19 protein-coding genes, 7 pseudogenes and 1 CRISPR repeat array are annotated in these 23949 nt (G+C 59.7%); of the genes and pseudogenes, 15 read left to right on the top strand and 11 right to left on the bottom strand.

What is annotated here, in order from left to right; genetic code table 11:
* Positions 1-48: 48 nt before the first annotated feature.
* Positions 49-720, bottom strand: a complete 672-nt coding sequence (locus AC6IY7_RS19575; RefSeq protein WP_497783078.1) for an IS6 family transposase — start codon at positions 718-720, stop codon at positions 49-51.
* A 209-nt stretch (positions 721-929) separates the two neighbouring features.
* Between AC6IY7_RS19575 and AC6IY7_RS19570 the strand changes: the two are divergent.
* Positions 930-1103, top strand: a pseudogene (locus AC6IY7_RS19570) (winged helix-turn-helix domain-containing protein); the annotation flags it as partial.
* 183 nt (positions 1104-1286) lie between these two features.
* Here the strand turns inward: AC6IY7_RS19570 and AC6IY7_RS19565 are convergent.
* The 4 genes and pseudogenes from AC6IY7_RS19565 to AC6IY7_RS19550 all read right to left on the bottom strand — a co-directional run.
* A pseudogene (locus AC6IY7_RS19565) lies at positions 1287-1655 on the bottom strand (transposase); the annotation flags it as partial.
* Between the two features lie 372 nt (positions 1656-2027).
* Positions 2028-2540 (bottom strand): hypothetical protein, encoded by a 513-nt coding sequence (locus AC6IY7_RS19560; protein WP_497783077.1) that lies wholly within the window; start codon positions 2538-2540, stop codon positions 2028-2030.
* The gene (locus AC6IY7_RS19555; protein ID WP_497783076.1) at positions 2512-5760 is read right to left on the bottom strand and encodes an efflux RND transporter permease subunit; all 3249 of its coding nucleotides are present in this window, start codon (positions 5758-5760) and stop codon (positions 2512-2514) included. Before AC6IY7_RS19555 ends, AC6IY7_RS19560 begins: the two co-directional genes overlap by 29 nt.
* Before the next feature lie 28 nt (positions 5761-5788).
* Positions 5789-6973: an efflux RND transporter periplasmic adaptor subunit gene (locus AC6IY7_RS19550; protein ID WP_497783075.1), complete on the bottom strand. Its 1185-nt coding sequence runs from the start codon at positions 6971-6973 to the stop codon at positions 5789-5791.
* Between the two features lie 254 nt (positions 6974-7227).
* Between AC6IY7_RS19550 and AC6IY7_RS19545 the strand changes: the two genes are divergently transcribed.
* The 4 genes from AC6IY7_RS19545 to AC6IY7_RS19530 all read left to right on the top strand — a co-directional run bounded on the left by AC6IY7_RS19545 (position 7228) and on the right by AC6IY7_RS19530 (position 12458).
* Positions 7228-8844, top strand: coding sequence for an efflux transporter outer membrane subunit (locus AC6IY7_RS19545; protein ID WP_497783074.1), 1617 nt, complete (start codon positions 7228-7230; stop codon positions 8842-8844).
* Positions 8845-8882: 38 nt separating this feature from the next.
* Positions 8883-10142, top strand: coding sequence for a tetratricopeptide repeat protein (locus AC6IY7_RS19540; protein ID WP_497783073.1), 1260 nt, complete (start codon positions 8883-8885; stop codon positions 10140-10142).
* Between the two features lie 144 nt (positions 10143-10286).
* Positions 10287-10901 carry a response regulator transcription factor gene (locus AC6IY7_RS19535; RefSeq protein WP_497783072.1) on the top strand — a complete coding sequence of 205 codons (615 nt, stop codon included), beginning with the start codon at positions 10287-10289 and terminating at the stop codon, positions 10899-10901.
* A gap of 6 nt (positions 10902-10907) precedes the next feature.
* Positions 10908-12458 carry a sensor histidine kinase gene (locus tag AC6IY7_RS19530; RefSeq protein WP_497783071.1) on the top strand — a complete coding sequence of 517 codons (1551 nt, stop codon included), beginning with the start codon at positions 10908-10910 and terminating at the stop codon, positions 12456-12458.
* A gap of 34 nt (positions 12459-12492) precedes the next feature.
* Here AC6IY7_RS19530 and AC6IY7_RS19525 read toward each other — a convergent pair whose 3' ends face one another.
* Positions 12493-12672: a hypothetical protein gene (locus AC6IY7_RS19525; protein WP_497783146.1), complete on the bottom strand. Its 180-nt coding sequence runs from the start codon at positions 12670-12672 to the stop codon at positions 12493-12495.
* A 566-nt stretch (positions 12673-13238) separates the two neighbouring features.
* Between AC6IY7_RS19525 and AC6IY7_RS19520 the strand changes: the two genes are divergently transcribed.
* The 3 genes from AC6IY7_RS19520 (at position 13239) to AC6IY7_RS19510 (ending at position 14846) form a co-directional block, all read left to right on the top strand.
* Positions 13239-13493 carry a FitA-like ribbon-helix-helix domain-containing protein gene (locus AC6IY7_RS19520; protein WP_497783070.1) on the top strand — a complete coding sequence of 85 codons (255 nt, stop codon included), beginning with the start codon at positions 13239-13241 and terminating at the stop codon, positions 13491-13493.
* Positions 13490-13912, top strand: coding sequence for a type II toxin-antitoxin system VapC family toxin (locus AC6IY7_RS19515; protein ID WP_497783069.1), 423 nt, complete (start codon positions 13490-13492; stop codon positions 13910-13912). Before AC6IY7_RS19520 ends, AC6IY7_RS19515 begins: the two co-directional genes overlap by 4 nt.
* A 226-nt stretch (positions 13913-14138) precedes the next feature.
* Positions 14139-14846 carry an IS6 family transposase gene (locus AC6IY7_RS19510; protein WP_497783133.1) on the top strand — a complete coding sequence of 236 codons (708 nt, stop codon included), beginning with the start codon at positions 14139-14141 and terminating at the stop codon, positions 14844-14846.
* Positions 14847-15083: 237 nt separating this feature from the next.
* On the opposite strand, the gene AC6IY7_RS19505 is transcribed toward AC6IY7_RS19510, so the two are convergent.
* A complete protein-coding gene (locus AC6IY7_RS19505; RefSeq protein WP_497783068.1) occupies positions 15084-15491 on the bottom strand; it encodes a hypothetical protein in 408 nt (135 codons plus the stop codon).
* A 505-nt stretch (positions 15492-15996) separates the two neighbouring features.
* Between AC6IY7_RS19505 and tnpC (AC6IY7_RS19500) the strand changes: the two are divergent.
* From tnpC (AC6IY7_RS19500) to AC6IY7_RS19490, 3 genes and pseudogenes are all read left to right on the top strand, one after another.
* Positions 15997-17049 (top strand): annotated as a pseudogene (gene tnpC / locus AC6IY7_RS19500) (IS66 family transposase); the annotation flags it as partial.
* A 96-nt stretch (positions 17050-17145) separates the two neighbouring features.
* Positions 17146-17670 (top strand): DUF1835 domain-containing protein, encoded by a 525-nt coding sequence (locus AC6IY7_RS19495; RefSeq protein WP_497783067.1) that lies wholly within the window; start codon positions 17146-17148, stop codon positions 17668-17670.
* The gene (locus tag AC6IY7_RS19490; RefSeq protein ID WP_497783066.1) at positions 17628-17918 is read left to right on the top strand and encodes a DUF3658 domain-containing protein; all 291 of its coding nucleotides are present in this window, start codon (positions 17628-17630) and stop codon (positions 17916-17918) included. Before AC6IY7_RS19495 ends, AC6IY7_RS19490 begins: the two co-directional genes overlap by 43 nt.
* A 43-nt stretch (positions 17919-17961) precedes the next feature.
* Here AC6IY7_RS19490 and AC6IY7_RS19485 read toward each other — a convergent pair.
* Positions 17962-18090, bottom strand: a pseudogene (locus tag AC6IY7_RS19485) (hypothetical protein); the annotation flags it as partial.
* A gap of 242 nt (positions 18091-18332) precedes the next feature.
* Positions 18333-18470, bottom strand: coding sequence for a hypothetical protein (locus AC6IY7_RS19480; protein WP_497783145.1), 138 nt, complete (start codon positions 18468-18470; stop codon positions 18333-18335).
* On the opposite strand from AC6IY7_RS19480, the pseudogene AC6IY7_RS19475 reads away from it, so the two are divergent.
* The 4 genes and pseudogenes from AC6IY7_RS19475 to AC6IY7_RS19460 all read left to right on the top strand — a co-directional run.
* Positions 18405-18791 (top strand): annotated as a pseudogene (locus AC6IY7_RS19475) (IS21 family transposase); the annotation flags it as partial. The gene AC6IY7_RS19480 and the pseudogene AC6IY7_RS19475 sit on opposite strands and share 66 nt — an antisense overlap.
* Positions 18792-18827: 36 nt before the next feature.
* Positions 18828-19836 (top strand): annotated as a pseudogene (gene tnpC, locus AC6IY7_RS19470) (IS66 family transposase); the annotation flags it as partial.
* A gap of 52 nt (positions 19837-19888) precedes the next feature.
* Positions 19889-20593: pseudogene (locus AC6IY7_RS19465) on the top strand (IS6 family transposase).
* A gap of 200 nt (positions 20594-20793) precedes the next feature.
* Positions 20794-22290: direct repeats of the CRISPR family, unit length 32 nt; unit sequence GTTCCAATCCACGCCTCTGCGCGAGAGGCGAC.
* An 87-nt stretch (positions 22291-22377) separates the two neighbouring features.
* A complete protein-coding gene (locus AC6IY7_RS19460) occupies positions 22378-22581 on the top strand; it encodes a hypothetical protein (RefSeq protein ID WP_497783065.1) in 204 nt (67 codons plus the stop codon).
* Between the two features lie 17 nt (positions 22582-22598).
* Here AC6IY7_RS19460 and cas2 read toward each other — a convergent pair whose 3' ends face one another.
* Positions 22599-22889, bottom strand: a complete 291-nt coding sequence (gene cas2, locus AC6IY7_RS19455; RefSeq protein ID WP_497783064.1) for a CRISPR-associated endonuclease Cas2 — start codon at positions 22887-22889, stop codon at positions 22599-22601.
* Between the two features lie 13 nt (positions 22890-22902).
* On the bottom strand, positions 22903-23949 hold the full coding sequence (cas1c, locus tag AC6IY7_RS19450; RefSeq protein ID WP_497783063.1) for a type I-C CRISPR-associated endonuclease Cas1c: 1047 nt from the start codon (positions 23947-23949) through the stop codon (positions 22903-22905).

Here is a 23949-nt window from a genome sequence, read left to right as displayed (position 1 = left end):
TCGCAAATTTTATCTACGGGCGCGACGGGTGAGTAAAAATGACGCCGCTCACGCGGCGAGGGAATAGAATTTCTGCGCTGGACGCAATTCGCCCGTCGTTCGCAGCTGCCCCTTTCGGATCATGTGCATCAGTTCGATACCAGAAAGCGTCGCTGCAGCTGATCCAAATGATTTGAACCCCAGCATCGGTCGCGTCACTCGCTTCACCGCTCGATGGTCCTGTTCGACGATATTGTTGAGATATTTGATACGGCGGATTTCGATGTCCGCTTTATGCTCCGCATTGTAGCTTTCGATCGCCGCCGTGTTGGCGGCGCTCTTGTCGATCGTGATCTTCTCCGGCGCACCATGCTGACCAATCGACTTGCGAAAGAAGCGCAACGCGGCTTTGCAGTCCCTCTTTGCCGTCAGGAGGAAATCCACCGTCGCGCCTGCTTTGTCGACCGCCCGATACAGATATTTCCAGCAGCCTTTGACTTTCACGTAGGTCTCATCGAGACGCCAGCTCGAACCGACAGCGCGCTTGCCAGCGCGGAACTGTTTCTCCAGCAAAGGCGCATACTTGACGACCCAGCGGTTGAGCGTGGAATGGTCGACTTCGACGCCGCGCTCGTCCATCATTTCCTCGAGTTGACGATAGCTAATCGGATACGCAACATACCTGCGGACACCCCACAGGATCACGTCGCGTTCAAAATGGCTGCCCTTGAAATCGATCATCGCACTATTCCGCTTGCCCCACGCCTGGTGATCATAGCCTCAACCGACCCGCGAGAAAAATTCGCGACAGAGCTCGCGGCGCGCTACAACGCAGAAGGTCCAGCGTCTCTCGGCGACTTGCGTCGGCGCGTCGGCGCGTCGGCGCGTCGGCGACGGTGTTGAAGCCCGAGCTGCTCGACAAGCTACGCGTTCGGCTGAAGGAGCCGCCCATGGATGGCGGCTTGTGGACGAGCGCGAAAGTCGCGGCCTTTCTCGCGCGCGAATTGGGGTTGGAGAAGGTCGCGGTTCAACGCGGCTGGGAGGCGCTGAAAGCCTGCGGCATGTCGATCCAGGCTCCGCGCCCCAAAAATCCGAAGTCCGCCTCGCCGCAAGAGGCGGCGGCGTTCAAAAAAAACCTCGAAGACGCCGTCACGGAAGAAGCCACGAAACATCCGGAGCGGCCGGTCGAGGTCTTCACCAGCGACGAACACCGGCTCGGTCTGAAACCCGTTGTCAATCGGCATCGAAAATTGACCCCCGATCGGCGTTCAAAATTGGCTCTGACGCAATTTTGGTGTCGTTTTCCGTCAGTCAGCTCCGATAAGGCGGGCCTCAAGGAGGTCGAGTTTTGCGCGCCCATACATCTGCCGCTTGATCAGTTTCAACCTGGTGATCTGGCCCTCGGTCTGGCCATTCGACCAAGCGTTCCTGATCGCCGCCGCGACGGCGGAGCGGTCCTTTATGACGCCGCTCGCAAAGGAAGCCAGAAGGCCGGCTTTTGCGAGGTCGATCCAGCCGTCGAGTTCATCCCCGGCCTTCTTGCGGATCATGGCCTGGAACGCGGCGACAGCGGCGCGTGCTTCAACGAGCGCCGGGACGCCATCCTCGATCGCTGCGATCGTCAGAGTCTCCGTCTTCGACAGCGCGTCCCGGCCAGTCGTCATCAGGCGCGCAATGGGGTTCTGTCGCAAATTTCAAGTAAATGCTTTTTCCAAGGCCGATTCGCACATTATTCGCGGACTTAACCGATTGATTCGACAGGAGTCGGATATCAGAGCGTTGTTAGTATATTAAAGTATAAATCAATTTTGCGACAGAACCCGCGATACTCTCGAATCCAGCAAGGTAGAGCATCGCATCACCCCCCGCTGCTATAAGCGGCCGCACGTCGGTTTGATGATCGGCGGGAAATCTCAGTGCGCGAGGCCGAGGCTGACTAAGCGCAGCAAGACGAGGCCTGCGGGGACGACGAAGCAGAACCGCAGCCCCTGGTCGGAATAAAGGCGGACACAAGGCGATCACCTCGAGAAAACGCGCTGCCCTCCTTGTCAGAATTTCAAATTCACTCCCGCCCCGACGTGCGTATCAGGGCCGCCGCCGCCCCAGTTGTCGTCGCTTCCATAGACGCCGCGTCTCGCCGAACTGATCATGGGAATGCTGTCGTAGCCATGTTGCGATGGATTGTTGCTCGCTCCCCATTTGACGCCCACCTCGACACTTTCGGCGACCGGCGTCGTCGCATGGTTCGATGAGCCTTTGCGCGCTGCTGTCGGCCCAGTGGAAGAGGGCGTCGGCAGAGTGTGCTCATCCGGGGCGTCGAAGCAGACCGGATCATCCTTCCACATAGCGCGTGGGCAAGGGCGTTCGCCAAGTGCCGTTTTCCTGCGATCGCGCTGCGCGCTTTCTTGTTTCGTCTGCGCACGATGCGAGCCGATATTGGAACTCGGAGCCGGACGACCGTCTTCGGCTAGAGACAATCCGGACGAGAGGCAGTGGATCATGACAGAGATGATCGCCGTGGAATTTCGCCTGCTAAGCGTCGAGATGCGCTTGGTCGACATTTCCAGACTCCTTCGCTGGACGATAAGTCCTCAAGAACTTCTGACGGAGCGCCGGCGCGACAACGAGCAGCATGATCGGTCCGAGCAGCATGCCGCCTACGACGACGGTCGCCAATGGCCGCTGCACCTGTGAGCCGATGCCGTTCGAAACAGCGGCGGGAAAGAGGCCGACGCCCGCCGACAACGCCGTCATCAGCAGCGGCCTCATGCGTTGTTCCGCGCCATGAAAAATCGCATCTCGGAATTCCATTCCCTGGATCGCGAGTTCTCGGAAGTAAGTGATGTTCAATATCCCATCCATCACGGCGACCCCAAACAGGGAAATGAAACCGATCGCCGCGGAGACGCTGAAGTTCTCGCCGGAGACATAGAGGGCGATCACGCCGCCGACGATCGCGAAGGGAATGCCCGCGAGCGCCAGCAAGCTATCGCGAAGCGAATTAAACAGGCTGTAGAGAAGCGAGAAGATGAGCAGGAAGGACAAGGGCACGACGATGGCGAGGCGCGTCTTGGCCTGTTGCAGATTGCCGAATTCGCCGGCCCAGAGAATTTGATAGCCTGGCGGAAGCGTGACCGCTTTCGCGACCTTCGCCTGCGCCTCCGCCACAGTCGAGGCGAGATCGCGGCCGCGGATGTTGAATTTCAGCGGGACGTAGCGGCGGCTGCGTTCGCGATAGATGAAGGATGCGCCGGTATCGAGGGAGATGGCCGCGAGCTCGCGCAGCGGAACATAGGCGTTCGTCGCGCTTCCCGGCGGCGTATAGCCGACCTTGATGTCTCCGATCGCGGCGAGCGTCGTCCGATATTGTGGCGCGAGGCGCACGACCACCGCGAACTGCCTATCGCCCTCGAGCACGGTGGTCGCATTCGTTCCGCCCATCGCCGCCTGGACGATCGTATTGACGTCGCCAGAGTTGAGCCCGTAGCGCGCGGCGCGCCGACGGTCGACTTTGATATTGAGATTGGGCTGCCCGAGCGTGTGGAGAAGCTCGAGATCCTCGACGCCCGCGACGGTTCGGATCTGCTCGCGCATCTGCTCGGCCAGCTTTTCGAGGGTCGCGAGATCCGAGCCGACGACCTTCACCGAATTGGCGCCCTTCACGCCCGACAGGGCTTCGTCGACATTATCCTGAATATACTGCGAAAAGCCGAAGACGACGCCCGGCAGCTCTTCTTCGAACTCCTTCTGGAGCTCCGCCGTGAGCTTGTCTTTCGTGAAACCGCGCGGCCATTCGTCGAACGGTTTCAACGGCGCGAAAATCTGCACGTCCGAGAATGCCGACGCGTCGCTGCCATTGTCGGGACGCCCATGTTGCGTCACGACTGTGATGATCTCGGGATGCCGCATAAGAATTTCGCGCATCTTGCCGGTCGATTCGACGCCGGATTCGAGCGACATGGTCGAAGGAAGAGAGGCGCGGATCCAGTAATTGCCTTCCTCGAGCGCGGGTAGGAATTCGCTACCGAGACGTGTCGCCAAAAGCAGGCCGAGCGCGAGGAACAGTACGCCGGCGCCGATTGCGAGCCGGACATTGTCGAGCGCCCATCGCAGCATCGGGGTATAGGCTCCGCGCAGCCGCCGAACGATGATTGTCTCTGTCTCGGAGACGCGTGCGGGAAGGACGATCGACGCGAGCACGGGAGTCACAGTGAAGGTCGCGAGTAGCGCGCCGGCCAGCGCATAGGCGTAGGTTCGCGCCATCGGTCCGAAGATCTGCCCTTCGACGCCCGTCATGGTGAATAATGGCAGAAAAGCGGTGACCGTGATCGCCGCCGTGAAGAACACGGCTCTGTCGACCTGTAGCGCGCTGACGAAGATGAGCCGGAGCCGATTGGTCCAGCGGCGCACGCTGCCGTGGCTGCCAGTCGGCGCGGTGGGATCGGGGCCCCAAAAGCCTTCGGTGAGATGTTGCAGGAGACGATTGCGCGCCGGTCGATCCGCTTGAAAGTTACGGAAGATGTTCTCGACGAGGATGACGGCGGAATCGACGATGATTCCGAAATCGACCGCCCCGAGCGACAGGAGGTTGGCGTCCTCTCCCTGCGCCACGAGCAGAATGATCGCGAAGAACAGGGCGAAGGGAATATTGACGCCGACGATGACCGCGCTGCGCAGATCGCCGAGAAAAATCCATTGAATGAAGAAGACGAGCAGGCAGCCGAACAGGAGATTGTGAAGGACCGTATGCGTGGTGACGGCGACGAGCGAGCCGCGATCGTAGAAAGGAACGAGCTTCACGCCGGGCGGAAGAGACCCGTCGGAGTTGATTTTTTCGACCTCGGCCTCGACCTTCGGCAGAATCTCGTTGGTGTGCTGCGTGCGGCCCATGACGACGATCGCCGCAGCGACGTCGTCGTCGTGGTCGCGTCCGAGTATGCCGAGACGCGGAACATGCCCCACAGTGACCTTTGCGACATTCTTGATTTGAACCGGCACGCCGTTCGATTGGGTGAGAACGACATTTTCGATGTCTTCCGTTCGGTAGCCTTTCGTCAGATCGTCGTTACCGCCGTCGTCGATGAGGCCGACGCCGCGAATGTTCACCGATTGCTGGCCAAGCTCTATCTCCCGGCCGCCGACATTGACATTTGCGTTGCCGAGAGCCGCGATGACCTGTGGAATAGTGACATTGTAGGCCTCGAGCTTGCCGAGATCGACCTCGACGCTGAATTGCTTCGTTGTTCCGCCCCAGGAATTGATCTGGACGATGCCAGGGATGGTGAGCAGCCGCCGCGTGGCGATCCAGTCCTGAACAGTCCGAAGATCGGTCAGGGTGAAATGCGGCGGCCCGACCACCTGATAGCGGAAAATTTCGCCGACGAGGCTCGACTGTTGAATGACGGGCGAGACATTGTTCGGAAGCGATGCGCCTTGTTGCAGGGCGATCGCCGCCTGCGCATAGGCGAAATGATAATCCGTCCCATATTCGAAAGTGACGCGAACAAAGCTCAGGCCGTAGAAGGAGGTCGAACGAATGTTCGTCACGCGCGGCGTCGGGTAGAGCGCGATCTCCATCGGGATGGTGTAGTATTTTTCCATCTCCTCGGCGGAGAGGCCCGGCGCCTGGGCGGTGATTTCCAGAATGACAGGCGCGGGATTGGGGTAGGCTTCGATATTCAACCGCGTGAAGGCTGTCACGCCGGCGACGATGAACACGCCGACCGCGAGAACGACGACCGCGCGCCGCGTCAGCCCGAATTCAAGAATGGATTTCAGCACGGGGCAACCTCGTTCGATCAGCGGCGCGCTATTCAGCCGCGCCGATCGCGGCGAGGTTGTCGAGAAGGACCGCGCCCTTCGAGACGACGAGTTCGCCGACGGAGAGGCCTTCTTCTATCTGGTCGAAGCCGTTCTGGCGCAGGCCGATCTTGATCGTCCTCTGCTTGAAGCGTCGATGATCCTGCGTGATCCAAGCCGTCATGGTTCCGTCGCTCTTGCGGACGACCGCGTTCTCCGGAATCGCCGGGGCGCGAAACGGCGCGCCAACGCGAATGACGAAATCGGCGAACATTCCGGCGCGAAGCAGATGATCTGAGTCCTTGATCTCCGAGCGCACGAAAATGCGCCGGGTCGTCGGATCGACAGAGGGCCCGAGCACGGTGATGGCTCCGTGGAACTCTCGATCCGGATAAGCGGCCACGCGAACATGAACGTCCTGTCCGACACGCAGCAGGGGGGCGTCGCTCTCCACGACATTCGCCAGCATCCACATGGTCGCGGTATCGGCGACCGCATAGGGCGCCGGGACGACGCCGGGTTGGACGAAAAGGCCTGGCGCCGCGGCCCGAGCCGTAACATAGCCAGCGATCGGGTTCTTCACGATGAGGCGCGGGTCCGCGCGCCGCTCCGCGATGATCTTGTCGATCTCTTCCTCGGTCTTGCCGAAGATGCGAACCGCGTCCCGCGCCGACTTTAGAGCCCCCTCGGCCGTCTGCTGATCGGAGATCGTCTGGTCGACAGCTTGCTGCGAAACGCCACCGATCTTGACCAGGGACTTGACGCGGTTGAGAGAGCGCGTCTGGAGAGTGAGCACGCCGGATACGGCGATCAGATTGGACTCCGCCTGCAATAGGTCGGGGCTATCGATGGTGAAGAGGATTTGATCCCTTTCGACACGGTCTCCGATATTGAAATAGGCGTCGATGATCCGTCCCTGATAGGGCGTGAAGACCTGAACGAGGCGATTCTGGTTGAAGTCGATGCTCCCGACGGCTCGTCGTTCTTCGCCAAAAATTCGCTCATCCACCTTGCCGATCTCGAGCGCGCCCGCCTGTTTGTCGTTCAGTCCGATTTCCGTTTCGGTTGAAGCTTTTACCTTCGGACGAGGATCTACGTCGTCTTGTTGACGGAACGCCCAATTCGAGAGGGCGACGGCGACGAGGACCGCCGCAGCGAAGGCGCTCGCCTCGATGTGTTTTTTGCCCAGACGCATTTGACGGCCTTGTGAAACGGTCTCTCGGGACCGAGAGCGCATGTCTCGATTCCAATCATCCCAGACTTTCTATGGGGCTCGGCAGTCGATCGGTCTACTGTGATTTATAACAGTAGACCCTGGGCGGCAGGAGAACTACCTAACTATGAAGTCACGCGGTCCGAGTGCTCCTGTCTTCCCATTATCACGGAGCGACAGGAGCGAACGAAGATGATCGATTAGAGCATGCTCGCGGAAGAGAAACTCGGATAGAGATGCAAGTCTTCGGCTCGTCCACTTCGAAAACTCACTACGGGCGCCGGATTTTCCTCACGCTCTTGCCGATGTTTTCCGCGCTGGCCAGTTGCGCGGTCGGGCCGGACTTCGTATCGCCTTCCCCGCCGCCGATAGAAAAATTTACGTCGAATAAGGCTCCGGCTCTCGCCGGAGGACCAAGATTCGTGCCGGGCACAGAAATCCCGAAGCGCTGGTGGCAGGTCTTCCGCAACCGCGGCCTCGATCGGCTGATCGAAGCCTCGATCGAGAGCAATCCGACCTTGCAAGCGGCGGAAGCCGCGATAAGGATCGCCTATCACAACGCAGAGGCGCAAAAGGGCGCGTTTCTCCCGACCGCCATTTTCAACTCCACCGACAGTCTCAATCTCCAGTCCAATAATCGTTCGCTCGAAACGATCAATCAGAGCCTCTTCAGCCAGGCCTTGCATTCGCCGACCACCAACATCGGTCCTCCGAATTCGCCCTATGGCTTGCTGTTGAAGCAGCTCACCGTCGCCTACACGCTCGATATCTGGGGGCAGAATCTCAGAAGCCTCGAGGCGGCGGAGGCGCAGACGGATCAGCAGCGCTACCAGCTGGAGGCCGCCTACCTGGCCTTGACCGGTAATGTGGTGACGGCGGCGATCCAGGAAGCCGCGCTACGGGGGCAGATCGAGGCAGTCCGCAGATCGATCGCGATAGGAAGGGAGATGCTGGGGCTGCTGCACAAGCAATTCGAGGCCGGCTACGTGGCGCAGGCCGACGTGCTCACCCAGGAAGCGGCCCTCGCGCAGGCCCTGCAGCTATTGCCGCCGCTCGAAAAGCAATTGTCGCAGCAGCGCGATCTGCTCACGGCGCTCGCCGGCCGATATACTCCAGACGAGATCGCCGAGACCTTTCATCTCGGTTCTCTTTCGTTGCCGCACGAACTGCCGCTCAGCCTGCCATCGAAACTCGTCCGGCAGCGGCCCGACATTCGGGCGGCCGAAGCCAATGTGCACGAGGCTACCGCGCAAGTCGGCGTCGCCATTGCGGCAAGGCTTCCGAATGTGACGTTGAGCGCGAATGGCGGATACAGCGCCTATCGGCTCGCACAACTTTTCACGCCCGGCACGGAGCTCTATACCGCGTCGGCGGCTGTCACACATACGATCTTCGACGGCTTTTCGCTTCTCAACAAGCAGAGGGCGGCGGAGGCGAGCGTCCTCCAGGCGGACGCTCAATATCATTCGACCGTCATTGTCGCATTCCAGAATGTCACCGATGCATTGCGCGCGCTCGAGGCGGACGCCAAAGCAGTGAAAGCCGCTGCCTACGGCGAAGCGACGGCGAAGAAGAGCCTCGACATCGTGCGCGCCGAACTCCGTCTCGGGGCGGTCAATGTGCTCTCCGTATTGAACGCCGAGAACACCTATCTGGTCGCCTCGGTCGCACGCGTCGTCGCGGAGGGGAACCGTCTTTCGGACATAGCTGGGCTGTTCATGGCGCTGGGCGGCGGTTGGAAAGACGAAAATCTGCGGGACCTCCCACCGAACGGAGCCGACGGCCAGACCAATGAGCAGATCAACAAGTTGAGCACGCCGGCGAACGCCAGCCTGATGCCGACGTTCGATTGAGTAATGAGGTAACGCTCATCGACAAGGAGCGCACTTCGATGTCGTGTAATTCGGCCGCTCTCAACGCGTTGGCGCTCGCCATCCGTGTTTGTCTCGAACGTTGTTCTGTCGCGTACGTGGCTGGCATTTTGTCGATTTCGATTGTCGTCTGCGGTCATGCCACGTTAGCGAGAGCCGCGGTCGCGGAAGATATCGCAGATCGATATCGACGGGCGTTGCAGGGAATTGGTCATACGCGGGCGCCGCAAAAATGGGCGCAGGCGCAATATGATCTCGGAAATGCGCTTCTCAATATCGGGCAACACGACCGCACGGCGGCGAAACTGGCCGACGCGATCGACGCGTATCGCGCGGCGCTGACAGAAATACCTCGATCACACTTTCCTCTCCAATGGGCGGCCGTGTCTAACAATATCGGTATCGCGACATTCACGATCGGTGAACGCACAAATGGAGTGGAAAAAATCTCCGAAGCGGTGACCATTTTCCGGCAGACGCTCGAAGAAAGGACGCGTTCGCGGAGCCCCGCCGATTGGGCAGCCACGCAGAAGAACTTGGGAATTGCCCTGCTGGAGCTCGGCCAAAGAAAAAGCGATCTTTCCATCCTGACTGAGGCCGTGTCGGCCTTCGACGAAGCGCTGAAGGAGCTCGAGCACGAGAGTTCGCCGGCGGAATGGGCGACGACCCAGATGTATTTGGGCAATGCCCTTGCTCGCTCGGGTGAACTCGGATCGGATATGGACAAATTTTCGATGGCTATCGTCGCCTATGAGGAAGCGGTGAAGGAATTCTCTCGGGAGAGGGCGCCTCGGGACTGGGCGATTATTCAATCGAATCTCGGGAATGTTTTCCAAGCCATCGGAGCGCGCGAGAGCGGGATTCCGTGCCTATTGAGAGCCGTCGACGCTTATCGCAACGCCTTAGAGGTATTTCCCCGAGAAGAAGCGCCCCAGCAATGGGCCCGAACGCAAATCGCCCTCGGCAATGCTCTCGAGCGTATCGGAGAAAGCCAAAACGATCCTATAAGGCTGGATGAGGCTATCCGTGTTTACGGTGAAGCCTTACAGGTGCTGAAGCGACAGGATTCACCGGGCTTGTGGGCGAGCACTCAAAACAATCTGGGCAGCGCCTTGGCCGTCCTCGGCCGAAAGGAGGGGAATGCGGCGAAATTGAGAGCATCGGTGTCGGCTTTCCAAGCGGCGCTCGAAGAGTGGACACCTGAACACGCCTTCCACGAAAACGAGATCGTCAGGCGGAATCTCGATCGAGCGTTGTTGGCTTTAGGGAAACCGAGATAGAGGCCGGCTACAGCGGCCTCCATGTTTTTGCCGTATTTACAAATGGTTGTGTCCGCACCCATTGTCGAACTTCGGTGGAACGGCGTTATGTCCTGGCCTATAATACGACCTCTCAGCAAGAGCGAGAATTCGGAGACCAATAAGATGTCTGCGACCGACGGCCGGGCGACGATCCTCTGCATCGACGACGATTTCGAGACCTCTTCTTTGATCGCCGAAGAGCTCGAGGACCGCGGCTTCAAAGTCGTTCTCGCAAGCAGCGGCAAACAGGCATTGGCGCTTCTGCCGGACCTTCGACCGGATCTCGTTCTTTCGGATATCAGTATGCCGTCGATGTCCGGGTTCGACGTGCTGGAAAATTTCTCGCGATTTGCCCTCCCTGTCGCGAGAACTCCTTTCGTGTTCTTGACTGCCTTGAGCGACCGCGAAACCGAACTCAAGGGAAGAAGACTCGGCGCCGATGATTATGTCTCCAAGCCGATCGACTTCGATCTGCTGCATGCGATCATCGACGCCAGACTGAGAGGCGGCGCGCGATTTGGCGTATCAGAAACTCCACAGCTCGGACTCAACGAAAGAGAAATCGAGACTTTGCTGTGGGCGGCGCGCGGCAAGACATCCGACGAGATCGCGTCGATCATGAGCATCACGAAGCGAACCGTCGATTATCATCTGGACAACGCACGAAACAAGCTCGGCGTTGCGACCCGGATCGAGGCAGCGGTCAAAGCTGCGCTAGTCGGATTGATCGAGCCTTAAAACAAGATGAAGCTGACGCAATCGATAAAATTCCGTATGGTCGCATCCTTGTGGCTCTTGTTCGCTACGATCGCGGGCATCGGTATCTTCGGGTTGGGCCGCCTCGAAGAAGTCAATCGCGAATCGTCCGACATCCGTGAACATTGGTTGAAGGGCACGCGATATATCGGCGACCTCGACAATTTCACATCGGATTTCCGTGCAGCGGAGGGCGCTTTTCTCATAGCGGTGAGAGACGTCGACGCCAGCGCCATAGAGCGAGAGATGGAGTCCCTCGACGAGGCGATTTCAAGAGCGCAGAGAGGATATGAAAGCATCCTTCATGACGAGATCGAATCAGCAGATTACCGGCTCTTCGAGATGAATTGGAAATCATATCATGCTGAAGCGAAACACACGCTCGAGGTCATGACGAAGGGAGACAAGGCGGCAGCGGGATATCTCTTCATGTCGGCTTCCAGGGATGCATTTGCTTCGACGAGCGACGCCCTGGGGAGGATATCGGACCGAACCAACACGCAAGCGCGCCTGGCGAGCGAGCGCTCCGACCGCGCCATTCGAGAAGCTCGCGCGTTGATCATCGCCGCCGCCATTCTCGGCGTGTCTATGGCCCTCGGGATCATGCTTTACGTAACTCGACAGATAACGGACCCTTTATTGGAGCTTGCCGCCAGTATGCGGCGTCTGTCGAGGAACGAAACGGATATTCAAATCCGAAGTACTGAACGACCCGATGAACTCGGGGAAATGGCGCGCTCCGTCGTGGTCTTTCGCGACAATGCGATCGAACTTCAGGTCAATCAGCAGGCCCTTGCGACTGAAGCCTCGATGCTCGAGGAAAAATTGGAGCATGAACGGCGTTTGGGCGAAAATCAGCGGAATTTCATCTCGATGGTGTCGCACGAGTTTCGAACGCCAATGACGATCATCGATGGGCATGCGCAGCGTTTGTTGAATGCTCGTCCGATGCCTCGGGACGACGTGATTATCGAGCGAGCGAACAAGATCCGCGCCGCCGTGAGGCGGATGAGCATCATGATCGAAGGACTGCTGCAAACCAGTCGTGTGATCGAGAGTCCGAGCCTCTACTTCCATCCGACCGATCTCGACATGTCCGTTGTGCTAAAGGAAGTTTGCGATCTGCACCGCGAAATTTCGTCCAATGCCACAGTGATCGAAAAGTACAGCGCTGAAGAATTGCCATTTTATGGGGACAAGAATCTTATCGGTCAGGTGTTCAGCAACTTAATCGGGAACGCGATCAAATATTCCTCTCTTGGAGGCACGGTGCGAGTTGTGGTCCGGGGCAGGCGGACTGCCTTGCAGGTTTTTGTCACGGATAGCGGAATTGGGATTCCGCGCCGAGACGTCGATAGAATCTTCTCTAGATACTATCGGGCAAGCAATGTTTCCGGCATCACGGGCACGGGAGTTGGCCTCTACCTGGCGAAGATCATTGTCGAATTGCACGGCGGTGTCATTAAAGTGAAAAGCCATGAGGGAAGAGGCTCGATCTTTTTTGTTTCACTGCCTTTGAAAGCTACTGGTCGAGCGTGATGAATCTTCAAAGGCCGGCATTTCGACCGTAAGATCATCGTTCTGTGCGTGCGATGGTATTTGCGAGCGTCGAATAGAGGATCGTGGCGTTGGGCTGGGCGAGCAGCAGGCCCGTCGGATTGCCGGCAGCGTCGCGAACGATCTCCCCGCCCGGCGGATCGGGCGTCTCCTTCGTGTATCCTCCGGGTGCGCTTGCGATGACCACCAGTATCAAGCACCAGTCAGGCCTGCCCACTCCGCCGCATAGGCGAAAAAGGCCGGGTGCAAAGCGACCGACAGACCCGGCGAGGCGATGCCTTTTTTCGCGATTCATTACTGGACTGGAGCCGACGAAGCCCGGGAAAATCGACGAGCTGAACCCTCGAGAGCTGTGCCGCCGGGCCCTAACGTTCGTCCACTCATGGAGCGCGAATAAGTCCGACGATGAAGCGCGAGTCCAGCAATGAACCGCGAACCCAAAACCCTGAAATCCGGGGAAATCCAGTCCACTCACGAAGCGCGAGTGACACCGGCCCTCCGCGCCTATTTCGCCGCCGAACAGCGTTCCCAGGCGTCGGATTTTAGGGCGCCGACCGCCCACTTGAGGCCGGCCTCGGGAAGGAGAACAGCGATTTGGCCATTTCCGACGCACCCTCCCATCGCCGACCGATGGTCGCATCTCGGCAACAAGTTGCGGGGCGCTTCGACCGTGAAAGACCGCCGCCCCCGAGCCCCATTGCCCGATGCTATCGGAGGCGCTACATTGATAGCCACGCTGTCACTCGACGCAAAGATGCACTCATGCCCGCTGTCACAATCCGCAACCTATCAGAAGAGACGCATCGCGCCCTGAAAGTCCGGGCGGCGCAACACGGCCGCAGCACGGAAGCGGAAATGCGAGACATCCTGGAAGCCGCTGTGCGCCCCCCCGATCGCCTCCGCCTCGGCAGCGCTCTGGCGGAAATGAGCCGGAAGATCGGCCTGACAAACGCCGACGTCGAAGCCCTCGAACGGGTCCGCGACGATAAGCCCGCAGAGCCGCTGCGCTTCGAATGATCTTGCTCGACACCAATGTCGTCTCCGAGGCGATGAAGCCTGACCCGGATTCGGCGGTGCGCCGATGGCTCGATGAACAGGCTGCAGAGACGCTCTATCTCTCAAGCGTCACGGTCGCCGAGCTGATGTTCGGCGTCGGCGCACTCCCCAAGGGCAAGCGCAAGGAAAAGCTGTCCGCCGCGCTAGAAGGCGTGCTGGAGCTGTTTGCCACCCGCGTGCTGTCGTTCGATGTGAACGCGGCGCGCCGCTATTCCGATTTGGCGGTGAAGGCGCGCGCTACCGGACAGGGCTTCCCCACACCGGACGGCTACATCGCTGCTATTGCCGCATCGCATGATTTCGTTGTCGCCTCCCGCGACGCCAGCGCATTCACGGCCGCCGGCCTCTCCGTGATCGACCCATGGACTACCGGCGCCTGAACCGCCGACGTGCAAAGCCGAGCGAACGCGGCGGAGGGTGAGCACGCTCTGATGCCTCAATTCTTGCGAGCGCGCAACGAAGGATCAATTTGCGCCGAGAGTGAAACGGAGCCGATAATAGTCTGTTGCGCGTCGGCTACGTCACCGAATTTCAGCGGTTCTGGTGCAAATGGCGTGAGCGGGACATAATCCGTGAGGGCGGAACCCGACACTGGGGTAATGGGTGCTGCTGAGCGCGGACAAACTTTTCAAAGGCCGCCATTTCGACCGCGAGATCATCGTTCTCTGCGTGCGCTGGTATCTGCGATACAAGCTCAGCTTTCGCGATCTCGTGGAAATGATGGCCGAACGCGGCTTATCTTTGGCTCACACGACCATCATGCGTTGGGTTCAGCGCTACGTTCCGGAGTTCGAAAAGCAGTGGAACCGATTCTCGCGCCAAGTCGGCGGATCGTGGCGCGTCGATGAGACCTACGTCAAGATCAAGGGCCGCGGGGTCTATCTCTACCGCGCCGTTGACAAGGTAGGAAAAACAGTGGATTTTTTGCTGCTCGCCAAGCGAGATGTCGCCGCGGCCAAAGCGTTTTTCCGTCGTGCGTTCGCGAGCCACGGACGGCCGCCGGGCAAAATCACGCTCGACGGATATCAGGCGTCACATCGGGCGGCGCGCGAGCTTCTCGCACAGCATCGAGGCGGCGCACGGACTTGCATTCGGTCTTCGAAATACCTGAATAATCCGATTGAACAGGATCACCGATCCATCAAGCTTCGTTTGGGGCCGATGCTCGGGTTCAAGCGATTCCGACATGCGGCGATCACGATCGCCGGCGTCGAACTCATGCATCGCATCAGAAAGGGTCAATTCGCGCTGAGCCGATTTAGAGCCGCCGGGACAACTGCGCCCGAAATCTGGAGTGCGGTGCTCGCTGCCTGATCCGAACGAACTGCCGGACCCCATCGCGTAGCTACCGGCAAAAATTGTACCGCAACCATCCAGGCAAGTCCCGTGTTGCATTTCTCGGCTTCCGAGGTCGGACTGCGTCACTATCGCAAGGCTCTTCGAAGCCGCCGCGAGCGCGTGACATAGCTCTGCTGGAAGAAGAGCTGCCAGGGCGCAATGGTGGTGCCGACGATCGCTATGACGAGCAGCACTCTGCCGGCATAATTGCGCTCAGAAGCATTTGTTCGCCTTCAGCTCGTAGACCCAAGCGGCGCACTCGTTCTGGCGTCCGCCGTGCTGCCTCATGCAATTATTGTAATTCGTTTCGATCGCCAGGCACAATGCGACTTTGGGATCGGCCTGCGGGACGAAGCGGCGCCTATTTTGGTCTTCATCGTAATCATGCGGCCCTTCTTGCCTTCGGCGCCATTCTTCATATTCGCGCCGGCGGTGCCGCTCGCGCCATTCTTCCCGCATTTCCTCGAGATGGGCGCAAGCTTCTTCGTCTCCACGCTCGCAATCTTCGTGAAGGCGGTGCATGTAGTCGGTTCGGCGGCCCTCCTCTTCCTCTTGGGCGCGTGTCAGAGTAGAGGCCATCGTTACGATCAACCCGACGGCAATCGCTTGTGTCCATTTCATAGATCTGCCCTTCTATTGTACGGAAAGGAGCACGCGACCTTCCTTTGAAACCATATAGATGGCTTTTAATTGACGAGTTATTAAGGATCGCATTGTTGGGGCTTTCTTTGCCTGCCATTTCAGTTAATGTTTTGTCAGCTTTTTGACTCTCCGGGCGCCATATTTTTGGCTGCGCGGCCCCAAAAAAGTCAGGCGCACACGCCCTTCGTTCGCGAATTGGACCTGGAAACGACGGTCCGCGACACGCTATCCGTCAATCGTGAGAATGCGACACGGGGAACCGAGAGACAGCGCAGAAGGCCCGCCGATGGAATTCCCCGCTGATGGCTGTGTGGCGCGTTCGCGCCGACTCATTGCGCGGCCTCCCGGTTCGAGAAAGCCAACGTACGAGAGCCAATGTAGAACGTCCGCTCCTGGCTCACCTCCCCATTCGGGGCGGCTAACGGGAACGATGGCGAATCGATACTATTGTGGTCGAAAGCCATTCTTCGAGTTACAGTCTGTCCGACTAATCCACGCCGGATTGCCGACCGAGGCGACGATCTCGCATGTGCTGGTGTCGAAGTACGCCGATAATCTGCCGCTTTACCGCCAAGCCCAGATTATGAGCAGACAGGGTATCGATCTCGACCGTTCCACGCTCGCCGATTGTGTCGGTCGGGCAGCATTCGAACTGCGTCCGCTCTTCAACGCGCTGATCGCCGACCTGAAGCGGTCGACCAAGCTGTTCATGGACGAGACCCGTGCGCCGGTCCTCGATCCTCGCTCTCGCAAAACCAAAACCGGGTACTTCTGGGCGCTGGCCCGCGATGACCGACCGTGGGGCGGAGGTGCGCCGCCAGGCGTGGCCTTCACCTATGCTCCCGGTCGTGGTGGACTACATGCCGAGCGGATATTGCGAGGGTTCACAGGCATCCTTCAGGTCGATGGATATGCCGGATATAATCGGCTGATCGCACCCGACCGGGTTGGTCCGGACATCCGGCTTGCCTATTGTTGGGCACATGCAAGGCGCAAGCTGGTCGAGATCACGCGTACCGGATCAGCGCCGATTGCCGAGGAGGGTGTGCGGCGGATCGGCGAACTCTATCGGATCGAAGCGGAGCTGCGCGGCCTTTCCGCAGAAGCTCGCCTCGCCGGGCGACTGGAACGATCAACGCCGTTAATCGCCGACATGAAGGCTTGGCTGACGCATCATCGCGCCCACGTCGCTGGTAAGTCTCCGCTCGGCGAAGCGCTCGCCTACATCGCAAAATACTGGGACGGCCTCTGCAGCTTCCTCTCGGACGGTCGCATCGAGATCGACAATAACACCGTCGAGCGGACCATCAGGCCGATAGCCCTCAACCGCAAAAATGCTCTCTTCGCCGGGCACGACGCAGGAGCCGAGAACTGGGTAACCATCGCTTCGCTTATCGAGACATGCAAGCTCAACGGCGTCGATCCGCTTGCCTACCTGACCGCAACGCTGACTGCCATCGTGAACGGCCACACGCAGAGCCGGGTCAATGAGTTGCTGCCATGGAATGTCTTGGTCGCGCGTTCGGATATCCACTAAAGGCCCGCAGTCCGCCAGAACCGAGCAGTTCATATGCTTCGAGTTTACTGGTATTGCTTTCATTCTCAAATTTCATGCGTCTGCGTGGAGCTTCCAATGAAGACAACACATATCATTCCAGGCGATTCAGCCGCAGGATCGTTGCGAGAGGCTCTTCGTATTGCAGGTCGTGATGACGATTTGCTGGTGTTTCAGGATGATCTGAGTTGCGGCCCCATCGTAGACATGGACCCATCTGCACGAGCAGCTTGGTGGCAGATGGAGGGGTGGGACATTGAGAACAGCCTCCACGCCTTTTGGTCGAACGCGAGCAAGGCGGACCGGTTGGTCGTCTGGTTTGGGCAACATTCAGCCAGCGAAATGGCCTTTCGCCTAGCGTGGGCATGGCGAATGGCGGGTCGTCCCTACCATGTCATCGATGTTACAGGCCTTCGTGTGCCTGTCAGATGGGGCAATGACACTGACGGAGTGATCCAGTCAGCTCAAGCCGTTTCGATCATACCCGGCAACGGGCTGGCAACGCTTTTCGGTCGCGAAAGGAACATTTCCGCTGATGAAGACATTCTGAAACAGCGGAAATGGGAAGAGCTTATGGCCGACAATGCACCATTTCGTGCGTAACAGCAGATGGTCTCGCGTCCGCACCTATCGATTACTTTGATGCGTTGCTACTGGCGCAAGCCACTTCGGAATGGAAAAAGGTTGCCTTTATAGTCGGTAACGCTCTCGGCCTGAGCCGCGACCCATATTTGCAGGTCGGCGACATGGCATTGCATGAGCGCGTTATTGCCTTGGTTAAGGAGGGTGCGCTTATTGCAGATGGCGATCCCTCGCAAATGAGGATTGGCCGAGTCCGCCTGCCAAGCTAAGCTATCAAGGCAATCAGCAAATGATGCCGTTTAGTCGCAAACCTTACAAGCTGAAACCCAATTTCAGGGTCAACGTGCGAATGAGCCAGCGCTTACCCGCCACTTCGTTCACTGTCACGCCCGGACGCAAACTCTCCGACACGATCCGCGCCTTGATCTCGTCCGGCCACTGGCGGTTAGCCTTCCGTCGGCTCTGTCACTTCATGAGAACCTCCAACATAGTCTCCATGGAGAAACTCCTCGCCGCTCATCCATGTAATGTCGATCACAGATCAGCCGACAACGGACAATGTGGGAGCAGAACACCGGTTACCCTATTCGCCTCCATTCGCGACGATCACCAGAGCATCCTCCACAGCGCCGCTGAACTGGGTCAGCTCGCTGGACCGAGGAAAATGGCCGCGATTTCATCCATCAAGGGATGATGGTGTCGCCTTCTTCGGCGGCGTGCCCCTGTCGATATTGTATGACAACACGAAGGTCGCCGTGGCGAAGATCCTGGGCGACGGCCAGCGCAGGCGCACTCAGGCCTTCACCGAGTTCGTCAGCCATTTTCTGTTTTCCGACCGTTTCGGCCGTCCCGGCAAGGGGAACGACAAGGGCAAGGTCGAGGGTCTAGTGAAGTTCTCACGGGCCAACTTCCTGACGCCAGTTCCGCATGCGCCGACGCTCGACGCGCTGAACGCACGGCTCGCGGACCTCTGCCGCGCCCGTCAGAAGGAGCGCGCCGGCCGCAACGAGCAGACGAACGGCGAACGTCTCGTCGCCGACACGGCTGCCTTACGCGAACTTCCCGCGGAGCCCTTCGAAGCCTGCCACAAGCAAGCGACAAAGGCCTCCTCCCTAGCGCTCGTGCGCTATCGCACGAATGACTATTCGGTTCCGACCGCCTATGGCTTCCGCGACGTTCTGGTGAAGGGCTTCGCCGAACGCGCGCGCAACGAGCGCCTCGTTCAGATCATCAAGGAGATGCAACGACACCGCTTCGGGCGGAGCGCCGAGACACTTCCCGAAGACCAGATGCTGCTCGCGCTCGAAGAGGTCGAGCAGGCAGAGGGGCTGGCGCGGCGGCGGAAACGGAAGCCGGCTCTGCGCCGGAGCGTGAGAGGGCGGCCAGAAAGCGCCGCACGAACCGCGGCGCCTTGCCAGCACATCTGCCGCGCATCGAGATCGTCGTCGATATCGACGACGCACCAAGAACGGTCAGCTTTGGGCTTATGCGAAAGACGATCGGCCATGGTGCGGCTCCGACCCGCCGATCGCCGTCTACGTCTATGCGCAAAACCGCAAATCCGAGCAGCCGCTCGCGCATCTTGCCGGCTTCACCGGCGTCGTGCAGGTCGACGGCTACGCCGGTTATCGGGCGCTGGCGCAGAAGAACAGCGTGGCGCTCGCCTTCCGTTGGGCTCATGTCCGCAGGCGCTTTTACGAACTCGCCGCCGCCGGCCCAGCGCCAATCGCCAGCGAGGCGCTCGAACGTATCGGCGCGCTTTACAGGATCGAGAGCGAAATCCGCGGGCGAAGCCCAGACCGGCGTCGTGATGTGCGACAGGAAAAATCTCGCCACATCCTCGACGCGCTCGAGCCCTGGCGGCGAGAAAAGCTCGCGCTGATCAGCCAGAAGACCAAGCTGGCCGAAGCGATCCGCTACGCGCTCTCGCGTTGGGACGGCTTGACGCGCTTCGTCGACGACGGACGTATCGAGATCGACTCCAATATCGTCGAGCGCGCGATCCGCCCCATTGCGCTCAATCGAAAAAACGCTCTCTTCGCGAGTTCCGATAGCGGGGCCGAGAACTGGGCGATCATCGCCTCGCTCATCGAGACATGCAAGCTCAATGGCGTCGATCCGCAGGCATACATGGCTGACGTTCTCACGAAGATCGTCGACGGCCATCTCGCCAGCAAACTCGACGAACGGCGTTGTCACATTAACGGGTGGGTAAGTGAACACGGGGGATCTTCCCGCCATGAGACAGTCGCCCGTGAGCTACAAGCGCCATCGCTTTCCTCCGCAGATCATCGCCCATGCCGTCTGGCTCTATTTCCGATTTCCACTCAGCCTGCGCCTCGTCGAGGAAATGCTCCTCGAACGCGGGATCGACCTCTCCTACGAAACCGTCCGTCGTTGGGCCAAGAAATTCGGACCCGATTACGTCGGTCGGTTAAAGCGCAAAAAACCTGGACGTCGTGATGTTTGGCATCTCGACGAAGTCGTCATCTCGATCAACGGCGAAAAGCGCTATCTCTGGCGCGCGGTCGACCAAGACGGATACGTCCTCGACGAAATCGTCCAGGTTCGTCGTAACGCCAAAGCGGCTCAGCGACTGCTGAAACGACTTCTTCACAAGCAGGGCTGCCGCCCACGGCGCATGATCACCGACAAGCTCGGCTCCTATGCGGTGGCACTTCGGAAGGTCTTGCCGGAGATCGAGCATCGATGGCACAAGGGTTTGAACAATCGCGCAGAAAACTCCCACGTCCCATTACGAAAGCGCGAGTGAGTGATGCAGGGGTTCCGATCATGGCGAGGGCTGCAACATTTTGTCGACGTTTTCTCGGCGGTCCGCAATCTTTTCGTTCCATCCAGACCTTCTACGCGTTCCGCCACTGCCATTCGTCTGCATCGCCTCAGGGCGATGGCAGAGTGGAAGTCCGTGACCACAGCCCCTTGAAATCAGCCCGTGTGGCGTCAACGCGCCAGAATCGAGTTTACGTGACATCGCCCGGAGAACTATCATGTTCCAATCCACGCCTCTGCGCGAGAGGCGACCTTCCTACGCGGCGCCGGCGGCCACTTCATCCAGGTTCCAATCCACGCCCTCTGCGCGAGAGGCGACGCGCAAGCCATGTTCGAGGCGATCGAGGCGGACGAGTTCCAATCCACGCCTCTGCGCGAGAGGCGACCAGCGCGAGCCGCGGAAAGTCGACGACGATGCGACGTTCCAATCCACGCCTCTGCGCGAGAGGCGACTGCTCACCCTCGACGACTGCTCGCGCACGGAGCTGTTCCAATCCACGCCTCTGCGCGAGAGGCGACCTTCGCCGTGCCAACAAGGCTATTGCCCGTAAACGGTTCCAATCCACGCCTCTGCGCGAGAGGCGACCCGCCGCCACTACCGACGCCGCATTGCTGCGCGAGTTCCAATCCACGCCTCTGCGCGAGAGGCGACACGCGCGCGGCATGATGCGCGCCGTTGCGAAGCATCGTTCCAATCCACGCCTCTGCGCGAGAGGCGACGTTCGGCGACGATCTCGACGCGCTTTTCGAACCGGTTCCAATCCACGCCTCTGCGCGAGAGGCGACTCATCGGCCGTCACAGCGAACTTGATCTTCGTCGAGTTCCAATCCACGCCTCTGCGCGAGAGGCGACTGCTCACCCTCGACGACTGCTCGCGCACGGAGCTGTTCCAATCCACGCCTCTGCGCGAGAGGCGACCTTCGCCGTGCCAACAAGGCTATTGCCCGTAAACGGTTCCAATCCACGCCTCTGCGCGAGAGGCGACACGCGCGCGGCATGATGCGCGCCGTTGCGAAGCATCGTTCCAATCCACGCCTCTGCGCGAGAGGCGACGTTCGGCGACGATCTCGGCGCGCTTTTCGAACCGGTTCCAATCCACGCCTCTGCGCGAGAGGCGACTCATCGGCCGTCACAGCGAACTTGATCTTCGTCGAGTTCCAATCCACGCCTCTGCGCGAGAGGCGACTGGGCGCGGAGCTCCACTGTTCGCGCCGGCGTGTAGTTCCAATCCACGCCTCTGCGCGAGAGGCGACACGCGCTTGGATGGGATGGCGCGCTGTGTTCGGAAGTTCCAATCCACGCCTCTGCGCGAGAGGCGACGCGGCAGGTGCGGCCGCGCGTGATCATTCTCGAGTTCCAATCCACGCCTCTGCGCGAGAGGCGACCTGGCCATGGCACAAAGAATGCTGATTCAAACGGGTTCCAATCCACGCCTCTGCGCGAGAGGCGACGTCACCGAGCCGAACAGCACGCGGTCCTTGACATGTTCCAATCCACGCCTCTGCGCGAGAGGCGACAATTGCTCGGCCTCTCGCCCTATGAGGCCGCGAAGTTCCAATCCACGCCTCTGCGCGAGAGGCGACTCGACGCGCGCGAGAAGCTCGGCGTCGAGATCAAGTTCCAATCCACGCCTCTGCGCGAGAGGCGACCTTCTGCCTTCCTCAACCTTTCAATCCGGAGAATGTTCCAATCCACGCCTCTGCGCGAGAGGCGACTATTGCTTTGCCCTATCGCAAGGTGGTCAATGGCGAGTTCCAATCCACGCCTCTGCGCGAGAGGCGACCTGCCGCTCGCGATCGGTGAAGATCACGTCGATGCGTTCCAATCCACGCCTCTGCGCGAGAGGCGACCGCAGCAGGATAGAACATTGATCGGACGAACAAAATAGAGGTTTGCGCGCGAACCGTTGCGATCGAACGCCCTAAAAGGAGCGCACATTGAAAGGGAAGCTTCAGATTCTTGATAGCAAGGGATATTTAACTCCGCGAACCTGCCGGCTTCCCGCCGGTCGCTCCGGGTTCGCGCTCGTAAAATGTCATGCCGTCGCTTCCGGTGAACGCGAACGCGGATCGAAAGCGAAATCGCCGGAAATCTCGAAAATGGCCGACTTCAATCGAGTGAAAAATGAAGACGCCGAATGAGCTAAACCGTGGTCTGCTCACACGATCATCGGTGCATCCAAGTCCACGGCCGGCTTGGCGCCCACATGCTCCACGCGGCGGCGCCAGTTGCTGCCGAGAAAATAGAACCGGAGGCTGTCCTTGTTCGGATCGATTTCGCCGATCAGTCGGGCTCGCAGCGTCGCCCATTGCGCCGGATCGACCTCGCATTCGAAAACAGAAAACTGCACGCGTTGCCCGACATCGCGGCAGGCCTTGGCGATTCGTCTCAGTCGCCTGCGGCCGGCCGCCGTCAATGTTTCCACGTCATAGCTGACGAGCACCATCATCTTCGTCCGGCTCCTATTTCCAGATCATCGGCGGATAGCCGTCGAGATCGCCGCGCACCGCCTTGGCCAGCAGTCGCGCCTGAATGTGGGGCAGCAGGCCGATGGCCAGTTTTTCCTTCAGGAAAGGGTGCTCGATTTCCTCGCGCTTGCGTTCCTGAAACGCGACAAGCACCTGCTTACGCGCATCATCGTTGAGAAGCACAGCGCCATTCTCGAACAGGCGAAAATCGCTCATGCCGATTTCGCCGCGATTGATCAGCGTCAGCGCCAGCCGATCGGCCAGATGGGGGCGCAACTCCTCCATCAGATCCAGCGCGAGACTCGGGCGTCCGGGACGCAGGCGATGCAGAAATCCCACTGCCGGATCGAGCCCGACGCCTTCGAGCGCCGACCGGCAATCGTGAGCCAGCAAGGTATAGAGGAACGACAAGAGCGCATTGACCGCATCAAGCGGCGGACGGCGTGAGCGCGCGCCAAAGCGTAGACCCGGTTCCTTCACGCGGATCAGATGATCGAAAACCCCGAAATAGGCGCGCGCGGCCTCGCCTTCCACGCCGCGCACCTCGTCGAGCGCGCGAGGCTTCAGACAGCGGCGAGCCGCGTCTGCCAGATGTTCTACTGAAGAATGCAGAGCGTCTCTGGCGGTCTGATCCAATCCGTCGCCGTGATCGCGCAACGCCCTTTGCAATACTGCACGCTGGTTGGAGGCTTTGGCGATAACGATCACAGCGGCAAAGTTCGCGCTCGCCGCCTCGCTCTCATGGACACGGAACTGATCGCGACGCAACAGCACATTGCCCGAGACCGGTCCCTCGACGCGAGCGAGAAAGCGGCCATTGTCGGAGAAATGAGTGATAGCAATTCCCAACTCCACTGCCGCCGCCATCAGGCCAGTAGAGATGGTCACGCGACCGAACGGCGCGATGGAGCCGAGCTTGTGCAGCGGCACGCGCAGCCGTTCCCCGCCGTCCACTTCGACTACGGCGTTCTCTCCGTCCTTGCGTACATAAGCGCCCTCGGTGGAGACATAGAGCGTGTTGAGGTGGCGCCGGTCGACCAT

Source organism: Methylosinus sp. is20ea, assembly GCF_059718135.1.
The sequence above is the reverse complement of the archived record's forward strand: the minus strand, read 5'-3'. Positions and strand labels throughout refer to the sequence as shown.